This is a genomic window from Streptomyces sp. NPDC053513 (assembly GCF_044544765.1).
In the GTDB taxonomy this organism is placed as follows: Bacteria; Actinomycetota; Actinomycetes; order Streptomycetales; family Streptomycetaceae; genus Streptomyces; species Streptomyces litmocidini.
This window is the reverse complement of record NZ_JBITXP010000010.1, coordinates 143,924-158,974: the sequence shown is the minus strand read 5'-3', so window position 1 is coordinate 158,974 and position 15,051 is coordinate 143,924. Positions and strand designations below refer to the sequence as shown.

The following is a 15,051-nucleotide window of genomic DNA, read 5'->3' as shown; positions in this document are numbered from 1 at the left end:
CGTCAGCGGGCCTTGATGTCGACGATCAGCCACCGGTCTCCCCGGTACTTCGCGGTGACGGTGAGCTGGGCCGCGGCGGCCGTGGCGGCGGCCTCGTCGCGCCGCGAGGTCTGGTCGAGGAAGACGAGGAGGCGCGCGGTGTCCCCGTCGAGTTCGATCACCCCGGTGCGAACGGCCTGGGTGGAGAGGGTGATCCGCTGTCCGACCAGCTTCGTCCGGACCTGGGCGAGCAGGTCGCCGTACTGGCGTGCGGCGCGCCCGGCCAGCACGGTGCGCGAGGAGCGTTCCGCCGTGTCGGTGTCGGCGGGCGTGTAGGAGAAGACCCGGGCGAGACCCTCGGCCACTTCGCCGCTGACGCGGTCGGTGGCCGCGGTGTCGGTCAGCGCGTGGTTGCGCGCCGACGGCGCCGAGCGGAGCTGGTGGGCGGCGTAGAGGAACCCGCTGCCGCCGAGGAGGAGGCCGGTGAGGGCGGCGGCCAGGGCGATCTTGCGCCAGGCGACGCGGGAACGGCGGGCGGTGGCCTTGTCCGTGCTCGGGGCGCCCTGGTCCGGGGTCGACTGCGCCTCCGCGTCAGGGGTCTCGCCCTCTCCCGCGCCAGGCTCCACGGTCTCCGCCGCGTCCGCCTCGGTGGCCCCCGCCGCACCCGGCTCCGCGGTCTCCACCGCGCCCGGCGCCGTGGAGACCGACGCCTCCGTCTCGGCGGCCTCCGGCGCACCCGTCTCCGCGGTCGCCGCGGGCTCCCCCGTTTCCGGCCGGTCGTCCCCGGCGGCCTCCGGCCCGGGGTCTCCACCCCTCGCCCTGCGCAGCAGTCGCGTCACTCGTCCCCACCCTCCTTGCCCGTCTCGCCCCGCTCCGCCCCCGCGACCGGCACCGCGCTCAGTGCCGCCACTCTCCACGTGTCCCCGTCCGTGCGGGTCAGGACGGCCTCCAGGCGCTTGCGGTCGGTGGTCGCGGCGGTGGCTCCGCGCGGGGTGACGTCGACGCGTACGGTCGCGATGAGTTTCGCCGTACCGGCTCTGGCGTCCAGTGCGGTGAGCGCGGCCTCGGTGACCGTGGCGCGGGCCGAGGCGCCCACCGCGGGCCGGGTGCGGCCCAGTTCGGTGCGGAGCGGTCCGGTGGAGGCGTCGCGCCAGGCCCGGATGCCCGCTTCGGCGCGTTCGCGGGTCGAGGCGTCGAGCGTGTTCAGGACGGTGAGGCGGCTGCGGCCCTCGGCGAGCGCGGTGTCGCGTTCCCGGCCGAAGGCGAGCTCCTCGTCGGTGCGGGCCTGGGCGTAGCTCCAGGCACCGGTCCCGCAGAAGCCGAGCGCGACGACGAGGGCGCCGGTGCCCAGGGCCTTGGCGCGCCTCATCGCGTGCTCCCCGTGCCGAGGCCGAGGAGGCCGGCCATGTCCGTCGGGCCGTCGGTCCGGCCGGGCAGCGCGAGCGCGCCGGGCAGGTCCGGCTGCGTGCCGGTCGTGGTGCGCACGCTGCCGGAGGGGAGGGAGCCGGGCCGGGCCGGGGTGGGCACGCCGCCGCTCCCGGGGGCGTGGGCCGAGCCGCGGACGTTGACGCCGGTGGAGGCCGGGGAGGTGCAGGAGGCGCCGGTGTTGAGGGCGGGCGCGGTTCCCAGGTCGAGTCCGTTGCGGTAGCGCGTCCCGCCGTACCCGGAGGTGCAGGGCAGCGGTTTGAAGAAGGTGACGGCCATGCCGAAGTTCACGTGTCCTCCGTCGACGGTGGTGGCTCCCGCCGAGACGGCCGCCGGGAACTTGACGAGGAGTTCCTCCGTGCCGCGCTGTCGGGTGACGGCGATCTCCGAGGTGGTGAGGAGGTTGGCGAGGACGACGCCGAGGCTGGGGTCGAGGTCCCGCAGGAGGCCGCTGACCTGGCCGGTCGCGTCGGGTGTGACGGCGAGGAGGCGGCGCAGGTCGGCGTCGGAGCCCTTGAGGGTGGCGGCGAGGTCGCGGGCGCCGGTGGCGAAGTCCCGGATGGCGCGGCTCTCGTCGGCCTGGGTGCGCAGGACGACCTCGCCGTCGTCGATGAGCCGGGTCGTGGCCGGCAGGGAGCGGTCGGCGGCCTGGACGAACCTGCTGCCGTTGTCGAGGAGGACCTGGAGGTCGTCGCCGTGCCCCTCGAAGGCCTTGCCGAGTTCGTCGACGACCGTCCGCAGGGAGTCCAGGGGTACGGAGCGGGTGAGGTCGTTCATGCTCGCGAGCACGTCGGTGACGGGTGCCGGCACCTCGGTGTCGGACTGTTCGATGCGGGCGCCGTCGGCGAGGTAGGGTCCGCCGTCGCTCTCGGGCCGCAGGTCGATGTACTGCTCGCCGACGGCGGAGAGGCCCGCGACGACGGCTCGGGCGTCGGCGGGGATGAGGGGCGCCGAGTTCTTGATGCGCAGTTCGGCGACGACTCCGTCGGCGGTGAGGTCGATGGCTCCGACGCGGCCGACGGAGACGCCGCGGTAGGTGACGTCGGAGTGGGTGAACAGGCCTCCCGTACGGGCGAGGTGGACGCGGACGGTGTAGTGGTCGGCGACGCCGGCGTAGCGGCCGAGGTCGGCGTAGCGGACGCCGACGAAGCCGAGGACGAGCACGGCGATGACGAGGAACGCGAGGTTCTTCAGCCGTACGGTGCGGGTGATCACGGCTTCTCGCCTCCGTCCTTGGGTGTGGTGGGTGCCGGCGCGGTGACCGGGGGCAGCGGCAGCGTCGATCGCGGGCCCGGGGTGCCGTGGTTCGTCCCCTCCCGGCCGCGCGAGGCCGGGTCGGGGGTCGGCGGGGCGGGGGCCGGGGTGGGGTCGGTCCTGGGGACGAGGGGCGGGATCACCTCGGTGCCGGGGGCGGCGGCGAGGTGCAGATAGGTGTTGAGGTAGTCGCCCTTGATGCCGCGCATGACCTCGTCGGTGAAGGGATACGTGAGAAGGACCTGGAGCGATTCGGGCAGGTCGGCACCGGCGTCCGCGAGTGCCCTCAGGGTCGGGACGAGGGCCTTGAGGTCGGCGACCATGTCCTTCTTGCTCGCGTCGACGGTGCTGACGGCGACTCCGGAGAGGGTGTCCAGGGCGCGCAGCATGGTCAGCAGGGAGCCCCGCTGGTTCTCCAGGGTCTTCAGGCCGGGCGAGAGGCCGGTGAGGACGGTGTCGACGTCCTTCTTGCGGCCGGCGAGGGTGGCGGAGAGCCGGTTGACTCCGTCGAGGGCGCGGGTGATGTCGCCGCGGTGCGCGTCCAGGTTCGTGACCAGGGTGTTCACGCGGTTCAGCATCGAGCGGACCTCGGGTTCGCGGCCGCCGAGGGCCGCGTCGAGTTCCCGGGTGATGGCCTTGAGCTGGTTGACGCCGCCGCCGTTGAGCAGCAGGGACAGCGCTCCGAACACCTCCTCGACCTCCGTGTTGCGGTTGGTGCGCGCGAGCGGGATGACGCTGCCGTCGGTGAGGCGCGCGCCGCCGTCCTTCCGGGGGGCGACGAGCTGGATGTACTTCTCGCCCAGGAGGCTGGACTGTTCCAGGCGGGCGCCCGCGTCGGCGGGGAGCCGGACGTCGCCGTTGATCTTCAGGGTGACGCGGGCGGACCAGTTGTCGGCCCCCAGTTCGATGGCGGTGACGCGGCCGACGGCGACGTCGTCGACCTTGACCGCGGACTGGGGCACGAGGCTGAGGACGTCGTCGATCTCGGCGGTGACCGTGTAGGGGTGGGGGCCGAGGTCGGCGCCGCCGGGCAGCGGGAGGTCCTCGATGCCGTCGAACCGGACGGGGTTCGCGGGGACCGCGCCGAGGACGACGGCGAGTCCGAGGCCGAGCGCGATCGCTCCGGCGGCTCCGGCCCCGAGGAGCTTGCGGGAGGGCGGTGTGGTCATCGCCCCTCCTCTCCGGTGCGGGCCGAGGAGGAGCCGCCGGTCACCGGCAGCGGGAGCAGGGATCCGCCCATGCTGATCTCGTTGAGGTTCGCGCGGCCGTCGAGGGTGCGGGTGTCCTTGTTGTAGGCGTTGACGACGTTGCCGGCGGCGAGCGGGGCGACGTCGAGCGCTTCGGCGAGGGAGGCCCGCTGGTCGACGAGGGTCTGGGTGAGGGGCACGAGCCGGTCGATGTTCTTCTTCAGCTCGCCGCGGTTGTCCTTGATGAAGGTCTTGACCTGGGCGAGGGCCTTGCCGAGTTCCTCCAGTGCGCCGGCGAGGTCGTCCTTGTTCTCGGCGAAGTAGCCGACGACCTCGTCGAGGCGTTCCTGGGCGGTGCGGACGTCGCCGTCCTTCTTCTTCAGCATGGTGGTGAAGGTCTGGAGCTGTCCGAGGGTGGCGAACAGGTCCTCGCTGCTGCCGTCGAGGGTCTTGGCGGCCTTGCCGAACTGTTCGATGGAGGTGCCGATGGCCGTGCCGTTGCCCTTGAGGTTCTTCGCTCCGGTGTCCAGGAGTTCGGAGAGGGCTCCGGTGGAGTTGGCGCCGTCGGGGCCGAGCGCCTTGCTCAGTTCGGTGATCGAGGCGTAGAGCTGGTCGATCTCGACGGGGGTGCGGTTGCGGGAGGCGGGCAGCTGGGCGCCGTCGGCGAGGGCGGGGCCGGTGCTGTAGGCGGGGGTGAGCTGGACGTACCGGTCGGCGACGATGCTCGGGGCGACGACGAGGGCCCGTGCGTCGGCGGGGACGCGCACGCCTTCGTCGAGGCGGAGTTCGACGCGTACCCGGGTGCCCTGCGGTTCCACGGATTCCACCTCTCCGACGCGGACGCCGAGGACGCGCAGGTCGGATCCGGCGTAGATGCCGACGGCCCGGTCGAACCAGGCGGTGACGCGGATGCCGTCGTCGTCGAGGGCGTCGACGGCGACGAGGCCGCAGGCCGCGAGCACCGCGAGCGCGAGCCCGGCGACGAGGGGCTTTCTGGGCTTGGTCATCGTTCACCGCTCCCCTTGGGCGTCGCCGTCTGTTTCGGCGGGAGGCATCCGGTCCTGGGCTGCGAGGTCTCGGGCAGATAGGCGCGGGGCACCACGCCGCACAGGTAGGCGTCGAACCAGCGGCCGCTGCCGAGGGTGTTGCCGACGAGCCGGTAGTAGGGGCCGATGAGCGCGAGCGTCTTGTCGAGCTGGCCGCTGTTCTTCTCCAGGACGCCGGTGACGCGGCTGAGGGCCTTCAGGGTGGGGCCGAGCTGCCGGTTGTTGTCGCCGACGAGGCCGCTGAGTTCGGTGCCGAGGTCCCGGCTCCCCTTGAGCAGGGCGCGGATGGCCTCGCGGCGCTTCCTGAGCTCGCCGAGCAGCGAGCCGCCGTCCTCCAGGAGGATCTCGAAGCTGGACTTCTTGTCCTGGAGGGTCTTGGTGAACTTCTTGCTGTTCTCCAGGAGGCGGGCGAGCTGGGTGTCGCGCTTGGAGACGGACTTCGACAGTTCGGAGAGGCCGGTGGCGGCGTTGCGCACGTGCGGCGGGGAGTTCTTGAAGGTGTCGGAGATCGTCTCGAAGCTCTTCGCGAGCTTCTCGGTGTCGATGGCGTCGACGGTGCCGCTGAGGTCCTGGAAGGCCTGGGTCACGTCGTACGGGGAGGTGGTGCGGGTCTGCGGGATGCTGGTCCCCGGGTCCTGGGGTGCGGAGCCCAGCGGGTCGAGCGCCAGGTACTTCTCGCCGAGGAGGGTCTTGATGGCGATGGCGGCGGTCGACCGGTCGCCGATCCAGGCGTCGCCGACCTCGAAGGTCACCTTGACCTTGGGCCCGTCGAGGGCGACCCCGGTGACCTTGCCGACCTTGACGCCCGCGATGCGGACCTCGTCGCCGGCGTCGAGTCCGGCGGCCTCGGTGAAGTCGGCGCTGTAGGCGGTGTCGCCGCCGACGAGCGGGAGTCGTTCCACGTTGTACGCGAGGACGGCCATGAGGGCGAGGACCAGCAGCCCGACGACGGCGACGGCGACGGGGTTGCGCTCCTTGACCGGCTTCAGCCGGGGGCGCGGGCTCATCCGCGGCACCTCGTCTCGGTCACGGCGATGCCGGTCGGCGGCTTGGAGCCGTCGGAGGTTCCCACGCCGCTCACGCGCGCCTCGCAGAGGTAGAGGTTGAACCACGACCCGTACGAGGAGAGGCGGGCGAGGGCCGACATCTTGTCGGGTGTGTGGGCGAGGAAGGACTCGATGGCGGGGGTGTGGTCGCCGAGGGTGCCGGAGAGCCGGCCCAGTTCGCGGATGTCCTTCTTGAGGGGGGCGCGTCCTTCCTGGAGGAGGCCGGCGGTCGTCGTGGTGAGGTCGCCGATGGCCTTGACCGCCTCGCCGAGGGGTTTGCGGTCGGTGTTGAAGCCGGTGACGAGCTTCTGGAGGGTGACGACGAGGTCGTTGAAGCCGGCCTCGCGGGTGTTGAGGGTGGTCAGGACGGTGTTGAGGTGGGTGACGACCTCGCCGATGACCTTGTCCTTGGCGGCGACGGTCCGGGTGAGGGAGCCGATGTGCCGCAGGAGGCTGTCGACGGTTCCGCTCTCGCCCTGGAGGACCTGCACGAGGGAGCCGGCGAGGTCGTTGACGTCCGCGGGCGAGAGTCCCTCGAAGAGCGGCTTGAAGCCGTTGAAGAGCAGGGTCAGGTCGAGTGCGGGTGTGGTGCGGTCGAGCGGGATGGTGTCGCCGGGCTCCAGGGTGCCGGTGAGGTCGCCGGTGCCGCGGCCGAGGGAGACGTACCGCTGCCCGACCATGTTGAGGTACTTCACGGCGGCGGTCGCCGACCGGGGCAGGGAGCGGTCCTCGCGGACCGTGAAGGTGACCTGGGCGGTGCGCCGCTCGACGACGCGCACGTCGGTCACCTCGCCCACCTTCACTCCGGCGATGCGCACGGAGTCGCCCTCGACGAGGCCGGTGACGTCGGTGAACAGCGCCTTGTAGGAGCGGGTGTCGGCGCCGACTCCGGTGTCGGCGATGCTGAAGGCGAGGACGGTGGTGGCGAGGGCGGTGACCAGGACGAACGCGAGGGACTTCAGGACGGTCCCGGTCAGGCCGCGCCGTCGCGTGTGGCTGGGTCTCGTCGTCATCGGAGGGTCACCTCCGCGCCGCGGAAGGCGGGGCCGGCCAGCAGGCTGCTCCAGTCCGGCAGGTCGCCGGGGGCCTTCTGCGCGGCGGGCGCGAGCAGTTCGTTGACGAGGTCGTTCTCCTGCGGGGAGTTGGCGGGGCCGAGGTCCTGGTCGGCCGCGGCGGACGCCCGTGCGGCGGGGGCGGCCGGGACGCCGAGGTAGGGCACGGGGTAGCAGCGGGGGCCGCCGCCGGAGCCGTACGAGGGCGTGTCACGGCCGGGGACGTAGGCGCCGCGGGAGGGGACGGTGGTCACCTCGACGTGCAGTCCGGGCTGGTTCGTGCCCTTGCCGAGCGCCTTGTCCATCGCGGGCACGAACTGGGCGAGGGTGCGCAGGGTGCAGGGGAAGGACGGGGAGTACTCGGCGAGCAGTTCCAGGGTGGGCCTGCCGGTGGCGCTGAGCCGGATGATGTTGTCCTTGTTCTGCCGGAGGAAGGCGGTCAGGTCCTGGGCCGTCCGGGTGGTGGCGCCGAAGGTGCCGGCCAACGCGCCCTCCTTCTCGGCGAGGGTGCCGCTGGTGGTGGTGAAGTCGGTGAGCGCGGTGACGATGTCCGGGGCCGCGTCCGCGTAGAGGTGGCTGACCTTCACGAGTTCTTTCAGGTCGCGGGTGAGGGCGGGCAGGTGGGGGTTGAACTCGCGCAGGTGGGCGTCGAGTTCGGCGAGGGTCTCGCCGAGCTTGTCGCCGCGTCCCTCCAGGGCGCGGGAGACGGCGGACAGGGTGGCCGACAGCTTCTGCGGCTGGACGGCGGTGAGCAGGGGCAGGACGTTGTCGAGGACCTGCTGGAGTTCCACGGCGTTGCTCGACCGGTCCTCCGGGATGACGTCTCCGGGGCCGAGCGGTCGCGTGGAGGGGTTTCCGGGTGGTACGAGGGCGACGAACCGCTCGCCGAAGAGGGTCGTGGGCAGCATCTGCGCGCGGACGTCGGAGGGGACGTGGCGCAGGGTCCCGGGCCGCATGGCGAGGGTGAGCCGGGCTCCGTCGCCGGTGGTGTCGATGGCGCGGACCTCGCCGACGACGACGCCGCGCAGTTTGACCTCGGCTCCGAGGTGCATCTCGTTGCCTACGCTGCCGGTCTCGACGGTGATCGGGTCGGAGTCGGTGAAGCGTTTGTCGTAGACGGCGACCGCCAGCGAGGCGAGCAGGACGGGCACCAGGAGGAAGACGATGCCGGCGAAGCGGCGGCGCAGGGTCTCGGCCGTGGAGTCGCTCATCTCACCCCGCCACCTTCACGGTCGTGGTCGCGCCCCAGAGGGCCAGCGACAGGAAGAAGTCGGTGACGCTGATCAGCACGATGGCGTTGCGCACGGAGCGGCCGACGGCGATGCCGACGCCGGCGGGTCCGCCGGAGGCGCGGAAGCCGTAGTAGCAGTGGGCGATGATCACCATGACGCTGAAGATCAGCACTTTCAGCACCGAGAGGAGGACGTCCGTCGGTGACAGGAAGAGGTTGAAGTAGTGGTCGTAGGTTCCCTGCGACTGGCCGTTGAAGAGGACGGTGACGTAGCGGGAGGCCAGGTAGGAGGAGAGCAGGCCGACCGCGTAGAGCGGGACGATGGCGACGACGCCCGCGATGATGCGGGTGGTGACGAGGTACGGCATGGAGCGGATGCCCATGCCTTCGAGGGCGTCGACCTCCTCGTTGATGCGCATGGCGCCGAGCTGGGCGGTGAATCCGGCGCCGACGGTCGCGGAGAGGGCCAGTCCGGCGACGAGCGGGGCGATCTCGCGGGTGTTGAAGTAGGCGGACACGAATCCGGTGAAGGCGGCGGTGCCGATCTGTTCGAGGGCCGCGTAGCCCTGGAGTCCGACGACGGTGCCGGTGAACAGCGTCATCGCGATCATGACGCCGATGGTGCCGCCGATGACGCCGAGGCCGCCGGAGCCGAAGGCGACCTCGGCGAGCAGCCGTTGCACCTCCTTGAGGTAGCGGCGCAGCGTGCGGGGGATCCAGAGGAGGGCCCTGAGGTAGAAGAGGAGCTGGTCACCGGAGCGGTCGAGCCAGACGAACGGGGAGGCCATCGGTCAGCCTCCCTTCGGCGGGACGATCTGCAGGTAGATGCCCGTCAGCACCATGTTCACGAAGAACAGCAGCATGAAGGTGATGACGACGGACTGGTTGACGGCGTCGCCGACGCCCTTGGGTCCGCCGCGGGGGTTGAGCCCGCGGTAGGCGGCGACGATGCCGGCGATGAACCCGAAGACCAGGGCCTTGAATTCGCTGATGTAGAGGTCGGGCAGCTGGGCGAGGGCGGAGAAGCTGGAGAGGTACGCGCCGGGGGTGCCGCCCTGGAGGACGATGTTGAAGAAGTAGCCGCCCAGGGTGCCGACGACGGAGACCATGCCGTTGAGGAGCACGGCGACGGCCATGGTGGCGAGGACGCGCGGGACGACGAGCCGCTGGACGGGTGAGACGCCCATGACCTCCATCGCGTCGAGCTCTTCCCGGATCTTGCGGGAGCCGAGGTCGGCGCAGATGGCGGAGCCGCCGGCGCCCGCGATCAGGAGGGCCACGATGAGGGGGCTGGCCTGCTGGATGACGGCGAGGACGCTGGCGCCGCCGGTGAACGACTGGGCTCCGAGCTGCTGGGTGAGCGAGCCGACCTGGAGGGCGATGACGGCGCCGAACGGGATGGAGACGAGCGCGGCCGGCAGGATGGTGACGCTGGCGACGAACCAGAACTGCTCGACGAACTCCCGGAACTGGAAGGGCCGTCGGAAGACGGCGCGGGTCACCTCGGCGGCGAGGGCGAAGAGGCGGCCGGTCTGCCGCAGTGCGCCGGCGATCACGAGCCGCTCCCCGGGGCCGGCATGGTCAGGGTGGGGGCCGTGGCACCGCGCGCGTAGGTGTCGCGGATGGCGGCGCGGGCGGCGGGCGGGAGCTGGTCGAGCATGCCGAGGACGCGCTCGCGCCGCCGGGTGACGGCCGCGCGGGGCGGCAGGCCGGGTGAGGGTTCCAGCTGCGGGACGATGTCGCGGGGGCCCGTCGGCCTGCTCGCGGGGCCGGCCGCCTCGGCGGCGAGGAGGGCGGCGTCCTTCTCCTCGGACATGCCGATGGGGCCTTCGCGGCGGCCGGCGAGGAACTGGGTGACGACGGGTTCGTCGCTGGTGAGGAGGACCTCTCGGGGGCCGAAGGTGACGAGCCTGCGCCGGAAGAACATCCCCATGTTGTCGGGGACGGTGGCGGCGATGTCGAGGTTGTGGGTGACGATCAGCATCGTCGCGTCGATGCGGGCGTTGAGGTCGATGAGGAGCTGGGACAGGTAGGCCGTGCGGACGGGGTCGAGACCGGAGTCCGGTTCGTCGCACAGGACGATCTGGGGGTCGAGCACGAGTGCTCGGGCCAGTCCGGCGCGTTTGCGCATGCCGCCGCTGATCTCGCCGGGCAGCTTGTCCTCCGCGCCGAGCAGGCCGACGAGTTCGATCCGTTCCATGACGATGCGCCGGATCTCGGACTCCCGTTTGCGGGTGTGCTCGCGCAGCGGGAAGGCGATGTTGTCGAAGAGGCTCATGGAGCCGAAGAGGGCGCCGTCCTGGAACATGAGGCCGAAGAGTTTCCGGGTCTCGTAGATGTCCCGTTCGGGGCTGTTGACCATGTCGACGCCGTTGATGAGGACACGGCCCTGTTGGGGCTTCAGGAGCCCGATGAGCGATTTCAGGAAGACGGTCTTCCCGGTGCCGGAAGGGCCGAGCATCACGCTGACCTCTCCGGCCGGCAGGGTCAGCGACACGTCCTGCCAGATGTTCTGCTTGCCGAAGGACATGGTCAGCCCCTCAACGACTACTTCGATTCCCATCCCACCTCCAGCAAGCGTGCGTCGGGGCGTGCGCCGCGGGCGCACGGTAAACCGGCGCGGATCACCCGGACAATAGGTGTGGCGCAAAATCCTTGATCCGCTGCGGCAGTTGTCACCGCGAAGACAAAGTCGGCGTCGACTCTTGTCTCCTCGGAGACAGATTGCGGCGCCGACCTGCGATCGAGCGTCGGCCCGGGGAACGTTACGGCCGAGTAACCTCTCACGGCAATACCGGAATCGGAGTTTTCGCGGGCTGAAATCAAACGTCGGGATGTTTGTCAGTCTGGAGACAGTTCCGCCTCTCGACCTGTCACCGGCGAGAGCAAATCCACAATCCACCGGGTCTACAAGGGCACATCATGCGCCGACCCGCCGCCCACGCTTGTCTGATCGATCATAAATGTCGACATTGCGCACCCCGGAACCAAGGGGATTCACGCCATCGCTCACTCACTTGACAGGCAATTCGAGCTCTTCAAAGAATCATGGACTGCGCCATTGTTCAGCTAAGTTTCCCGCAAGTAACGTCTGGTTTCGCGGCCGAGAAACGTCTGGCCGCCGGCCGCTCGACCCCCACCGCGGCCACCCTCTGCCGGTCAATCCCCAAGGAGAGTCCCAGAGCCATGAAGAAGCCGATCAGAAACCTCGCCGTCGTGGCCGGAACCGCCTCGGCCGCGTTCGCCCTGGCCGTGAGCCCCGCGTCGGCGGTGGCGTCCACGGTCTGGACCGTCAGCCCGTCCCCGGCCAGCATCACCGCGGTCAACAGCGGGAACATCGTCCTCAGCGTCAACGGCATCGCCATGACGTGTACGAAGTCGAACGGTTCGGGCACGGGGCAGAGCACCACCGGCAACCCGGCGACCGTCGGCACCATCAACTCCATCGCCTTCGGCGCCAGCGGAACGCCCTGCACCAGCGTGCTGGGCCCCGTGACCGCCGTTCCGACCACCCCCTGGACGATCGTGGCGCAGGACTACACCGCCTCGACCGGCGTCACCAAGGGCTACGTCGGCAACGTCGACGCCACGGTGACGGTCGGCGCCTGTGTCTTCCGCGTGACGGGCAAGGCGTCCAGCACGTACACCAACTCGACGGGCGCGCTCGCCGTCAACAGCGTCTCGGGCGAGCTCACCGTCGTCTCGTCGAGCGGCTGCGGTTCGGCCGTCCCGGTCGGCGCCAAGCCCACCTTCAAGGGCACGTACCTCTTCAAGGTGGCGGGCACCACCACCATCCCGACGATCGTCGGTTCCAACCCGTAAGGACGCAGGAACCCGCGTCCGTCCGGCCGGTGACCCCGGCCGGGCGGGCGCGGACCTGTGCGCGCCCTTCGCCGGCCCCCTTCCCCGTCGGCGCACGAACGACCCGAGCGGAGCAACAGATGAGAGGCCCCGGGCCCACCCCCCGACCTTCCCGCGCCCGCGCGCGCGGTGCGACGATCGCCGCGTTCGTGGCGCTCGCCCCCCTGCTTCCGGCGGCGGCCGTCGCCGTCGGGACGCTGAAGGTCGACGCCGCGCTGCCCTACGTCTGCACCCTGCCCTCGGGGCAGCGGCCGGCGACGGTACGGATCACGGCGGCCTTCCCCGGCCGGGTGGCCCCCGGCGAGGAGATCAGGCCCACCGACGTCACCACGACGGTGGAGCTCCCGGCTCCTGCCGACCTCACCGCCTCCCTGGGCCCGACCGTACGGGCGGAGACCCGGCTCACGGTCGACGTGGCCCAGAACGAGCAGCGCGCACAGGCCACGTGGAGCGGTACGGCGCAGCCCCTCGCCGTTCCCGTCGAGGGGCCCCTCGTGGTCACCACGACCGGCGACGTGCCGACCCTGACGACGGGCACCGCCGGCGATCTGACCCTCACCGCGGCGGGCCTCGCCCTCGATCTAGCCCCCGGCGCGGCCGACGGCACGTCCACCGCCCCCGCCTCCCTCTCCGTCACCTGCGTCCCCGGACAGGACTCGGGGGGCCGGACGCCGCTCGCCACGGTCCCGGTCGGTGCCGCCCCCGGCACCGGGGAGCCGAGCGCCCCGCCCCCGGCGTCGCCGTCCGCCCCTTCGCCGTCCCCTTCCTCCCCCTCCTCCGGGCCGTCGTTCCCGACGGACAGGCCGGTCCCTGCGAAGCCGGGAACGGCGGAGGGAACGAGCCGCGTCCCGAAGGGGCCACGGGCCGGGCAGCAGGCGGACAGGGGCAGGGGTCTGACGGTGAACGGGGAGGGCGCACCGGGCACCCCGGCGGGCCGGCCGGCCGCACCGCCCTGCGTGACGGAGAAGCCGACCCCCACCTCGCTGTCGGCGTACATCACCGGCTACTCCAACGTGCGGAAGCTGAACGGCGCCACCGTCATTCCGGTGTCCTGCGTCCTGATCGAGCAGGGCCAGCCGGAGTTCGTCGTCCAGCCGGACGGAAGCATGCATCTGCTCACCCCGTCGGTGGGACACCTCTCGTACCAGGGGCGCAAACAGACCCCGCCGTTCAAGGCCACCTTCCTGACGTTCGACTTCGCCCCGGCCACGGCCACCATGGTCCTGGAGCAGACGGGGCCCCTGACCGTCGACTCGGACGTCCTCCTGGTCTTCCCCGACAACCTCTCGGAGACGTACATCCGCGCCCGCTTCGTCCTGCGCGTCCTCGACGTCCGGGTGAACGGCACCCGGCTGGACGTCGGGCCCGACTGCCGCACCGAGAAGCCGCTCACCTCCCCCGAGCCCGACCCCGTCAAGCACCCCGGGGACCACCTCGTGCTCCTGGGCAAGGGACAGCTCATCAACGGCACGGACGCGACCGGCTACCTCCTCACCGGCGGCGGCCCGCTCACCGGCGAGGTGTCCATCCCCGCCTTCAAGGGCTGCGGCGCCGGCGGCGAGAACCTCGACCGGCTCCTCACCGCGGCCATCTCCGGCCCCGGCAACCACATCAGGCAGATCCAGGGTCAGACCTGCGCCGTGGGCGTCGAGGTGCCCACCGAGGGCCAGTGCACCGAGGACCGCCAGCCGTACGTGGTCCCCAAGCCCGAACGCTGAACCGATCCACCCTGTCCCCCCTCCTCCCGACGGAAGGCATCCGCCATGTCCCTCGTCTCCTCCCGCACGAGACTCGCCACCCTCTCCGCGCTGACCGCGCTCGGTGCCTTCGTCTCCGTCGGCACGGCGACCGCGGCCGCTCCGCAACTGAACGGCTCGTGGGCACCGTTCGACCGCTGCCCCGTCGACGCCCCCGCGATGCTCGCCGCCGACGGCCTCGACCGGTCGACGCAGTGCGTGTCGTCCTCCTCCGCCGGCGGCTCCATCAAGCTCGGCAACACGACCGTCGTCACCGGGCGTACGAACCTCCAGATCGGCGTGATCCAGAACGCCGACGGCACCAACACCGTCGTCCCCCCGCCCGCCGGCTCGCTCATCGCGGACTCCGCCACCGTCCCCGGCGGTCTGCTCGGTCTGATGTGTCCGAGCGACATCCCGTTCATCACCGACATCTGCCGGCAGCTGTCGGACGCCGACCTCAACAGGATCACCGCCACCGTGGAATCGGTCGGCACGCCCTCGGAGTTCGACCAGATCGCGGGTGTCCTCACCGACATGCCGATCGTGCGGATCCCGGTCCGCATCCACCTGCAGAACCCCTTCCTCGGCAGCAACTGCTACATCGGCACGAAGTCCAACCCGATCGTGCTGCGGCCGAGCAACCTCACGGCCCCCGACTTCTCCGTCGAGCGCTACAACGGCGACGGATCCCCGAACGAGGAGGGCGACATGAGCCGCCTGAACATCCTCGGCTCCACCCAGGTCGACAAGACCTTCGCCGTCCCCGGCGCCAGCGGCTGCGGGCTCGGCCTCGGTCTCGTCAACGGCGCGGTCAACCTCAAGACCGGGCTGCCCGCCGCCTCCGGCAGGAACAGCATCACCCTCGACGACACCCGGACCTACCTGACCGGTCTCTACGCCCCCGGGGTCGTCGCCCCCGACGCCGGAAAGGTGTTCTCGCAGAACTGGCACTCGGCCGTCAGGTAACGGCCATCCAGGGTCGATTCCCGGCCTACTCGGGCGGCGCACGGGCCCCGGGGACGCCAACTCTTGCGCAAGTTGTGTACAGCACACAGCAGTTGATTTAGCTTCAGCAGTCCCCGTTGGTACGCACCTGACGGCCAAGGCGGCGCCCCCCCCCCCGGGGGGGGGCCCCCCCCCCCCCCCCCCCCCCGCGCCCCCGCGCGCAAACGAGAGGGCATAACCCCCACCCCACACCAAAAGAAAAAACACCCGCCCCCCCACCCCCCAC

At 71.3% G+C, this 15,051-nt stretch carries 14 protein-coding genes; 3 read left to right on the top strand and 11 right to left on the bottom strand.

Annotated elements, in window-relative coordinates; genetic code table 11:
* Nucleotides 1-2: 2 nt before the first annotated feature.
* From ACIGW4_RS19725 to ACIGW4_RS19675, 11 genes are read right to left on the bottom strand one after another with little or no spacing between them, the layout of a single operon-like run.
* On the bottom strand, nt 3-818 hold the full coding sequence (locus ACIGW4_RS19725) for a hypothetical protein (RefSeq protein ID WP_399581908.1): 816 nt from the start codon (nt 816-818) through the stop codon (nt 3-5).
* Nucleotides 815-1,348: a hypothetical protein gene (locus ACIGW4_RS19720; RefSeq protein ID WP_359587187.1), complete on the bottom strand. Its 534-nt coding sequence runs from the start codon at nt 1,346-1,348 to the stop codon at nt 815-817. The genes ACIGW4_RS19725 and ACIGW4_RS19720 overlap by 4 nt, the downstream gene beginning before the upstream one ends.
* Entirely contained in the window at nt 1,345-2,619 is a 1,275-nt protein-coding gene (locus tag ACIGW4_RS19715) for an MCE family protein (RefSeq protein WP_398711239.1), read from the bottom strand. Before ACIGW4_RS19715 ends, ACIGW4_RS19720 begins: the two co-directional genes overlap by 4 nt.
* A complete protein-coding gene (locus ACIGW4_RS19710) occupies nt 2,616-3,827 on the bottom strand; it encodes an MCE family protein (RefSeq protein WP_399581904.1) in 1,212 nt (403 codons plus the stop codon). Before ACIGW4_RS19710 ends, ACIGW4_RS19715 begins: the two co-directional genes overlap by 4 nt.
* The gene (locus ACIGW4_RS19705; RefSeq protein WP_399581901.1) at nt 3,824-4,852 is read right to left on the bottom strand and encodes an MCE family protein; all 1,029 of its coding nucleotides are present in this window, start codon (nt 4,850-4,852) and stop codon (nt 3,824-3,826) included. The genes ACIGW4_RS19710 and ACIGW4_RS19705 overlap by 4 nt, the downstream gene beginning before the upstream one ends.
* Nucleotides 4,849-5,898, bottom strand: coding sequence for an MCE family protein (locus ACIGW4_RS19700; protein ID WP_398711233.1), 1,050 nt, complete (start codon nt 5,896-5,898; stop codon nt 4,849-4,851). The genes ACIGW4_RS19705 and ACIGW4_RS19700 overlap by 4 nt, the downstream gene beginning before the upstream one ends.
* Nucleotides 5,895-6,950, bottom strand: coding sequence for an MCE family protein (locus ACIGW4_RS19695; RefSeq protein WP_123457991.1), 1,056 nt, complete (start codon nt 6,948-6,950; stop codon nt 5,895-5,897). The genes ACIGW4_RS19700 and ACIGW4_RS19695 overlap by 4 nt, the downstream gene beginning before the upstream one ends.
* On the bottom strand, nt 6,947-8,200 hold the full coding sequence (locus ACIGW4_RS19690) for an MCE family protein (protein WP_359587179.1): 1,254 nt from the start codon (nt 8,198-8,200) through the stop codon (nt 6,947-6,949). The genes ACIGW4_RS19695 and ACIGW4_RS19690 overlap by 4 nt, the downstream gene beginning before the upstream one ends.
* A 1-nt stretch (nt 8,201) precedes the next feature.
* Nucleotides 8,202-9,008, bottom strand: coding sequence for an ABC transporter permease (locus tag ACIGW4_RS19685; protein WP_123457993.1), 807 nt, complete (start codon nt 9,006-9,008; stop codon nt 8,202-8,204).
* A 3-nt stretch (nt 9,009-9,011) separates the two neighbouring features.
* On the bottom strand, nt 9,012-9,776 hold the full coding sequence (locus ACIGW4_RS19680) for an MlaE family ABC transporter permease (protein ID WP_399581896.1): 765 nt from the start codon (nt 9,774-9,776) through the stop codon (nt 9,012-9,014).
* A complete protein-coding gene (locus ACIGW4_RS19675) occupies nt 9,773-10,783 on the bottom strand; it encodes an ABC transporter ATP-binding protein (protein ID WP_123457995.1) in 1,011 nt (336 codons plus the stop codon). The genes ACIGW4_RS19680 and ACIGW4_RS19675 overlap by 4 nt, the downstream gene beginning before the upstream one ends.
* 623 nt (nt 10,784-11,406) lie before the next feature.
* Between ACIGW4_RS19675 and ACIGW4_RS19670 the strand changes: the two genes are divergently transcribed.
* The 3 genes from ACIGW4_RS19670 (at nt 11,407) to ACIGW4_RS19660 (ending at nt 14,786) form a co-directional block, all read left to right on the top strand.
* Complete coding sequence (locus tag ACIGW4_RS19670; protein ID WP_123457996.1) at nt 11,407-12,042, top strand: hypothetical protein; 636 nt, start codon at nt 11,407-11,409, stop codon at nt 12,040-12,042.
* A 188-nt stretch (nt 12,043-12,230) separates the two neighbouring features.
* Nucleotides 12,231-13,799, top strand: coding sequence for a DUF6801 domain-containing protein (locus ACIGW4_RS19665; RefSeq protein ID WP_399581893.1), 1,569 nt, complete (start codon nt 12,231-12,233; stop codon nt 13,797-13,799).
* A 45-nt stretch (nt 13,800-13,844) separates the two neighbouring features.
* Nucleotides 13,845-14,786 (top strand): hypothetical protein, encoded by a 942-nt coding sequence (locus ACIGW4_RS19660; protein ID WP_123457998.1) that lies wholly within the window; start codon nt 13,845-13,847, stop codon nt 14,784-14,786.
* Nucleotides 14,787-15,051 lie beyond the last annotated feature (265 nt).

Coding starts and splice junctions, on each gene's coding strand:
- ACIGW4_RS19710 (WP_399581904.1), bottom strand. CDS start 3,827: ATGACCACACCGCCCTCCCGCAAGCTCCTCGGGGCCGGAGCCGCCGGA.
- ACIGW4_RS19720 (WP_359587187.1), bottom strand. CDS start 1,348: ATGAGGCGCGCCAAGGCCCTGGGCACCGGCGCCCTCGTCGTCGCGCTC.
- ACIGW4_RS19705 (WP_399581901.1), bottom strand. CDS start 4,852: ATGACCAAGCCCAGAAAGCCCCTCGTCGCCGGGCTCGCGCTCGCGGTG.
- ACIGW4_RS19660 (WP_123457998.1), top strand. CDS start 13,845: ATGTCCCTCGTCTCCTCCCGCACGAGACTCGCCACCCTCTCCGCGCTG.
- ACIGW4_RS19670 (WP_123457996.1), top strand. CDS start 11,407: ATGAAGAAGCCGATCAGAAACCTCGCCGTCGTGGCCGGAACCGCCTCG.
- ACIGW4_RS19690 (WP_359587179.1), bottom strand. CDS start 8,200: ATGAGCGACTCCACGGCCGAGACCCTGCGCCGCCGCTTCGCCGGCATC.
- ACIGW4_RS19695 (WP_123457991.1), bottom strand. CDS start 6,950: ATGACGACGAGACCCAGCCACACGCGACGGCGCGGCCTGACCGGGACC.
- ACIGW4_RS19700 (WP_398711233.1), bottom strand. CDS start 5,898: ATGAGCCCGCGCCCCCGGCTGAAGCCGGTCAAGGAGCGCAACCCCGTC.
- ACIGW4_RS19685 (WP_123457993.1), bottom strand. CDS start 9,008: ATGGCCTCCCCGTTCGTCTGGCTCGACCGCTCCGGTGACCAGCTCCTC.
- ACIGW4_RS19675 (WP_123457995.1), bottom strand. CDS start 10,783: ATGGGAATCGAAGTAGTCGTTGAGGGGCTGACCATGTCCTTCGGCAAG.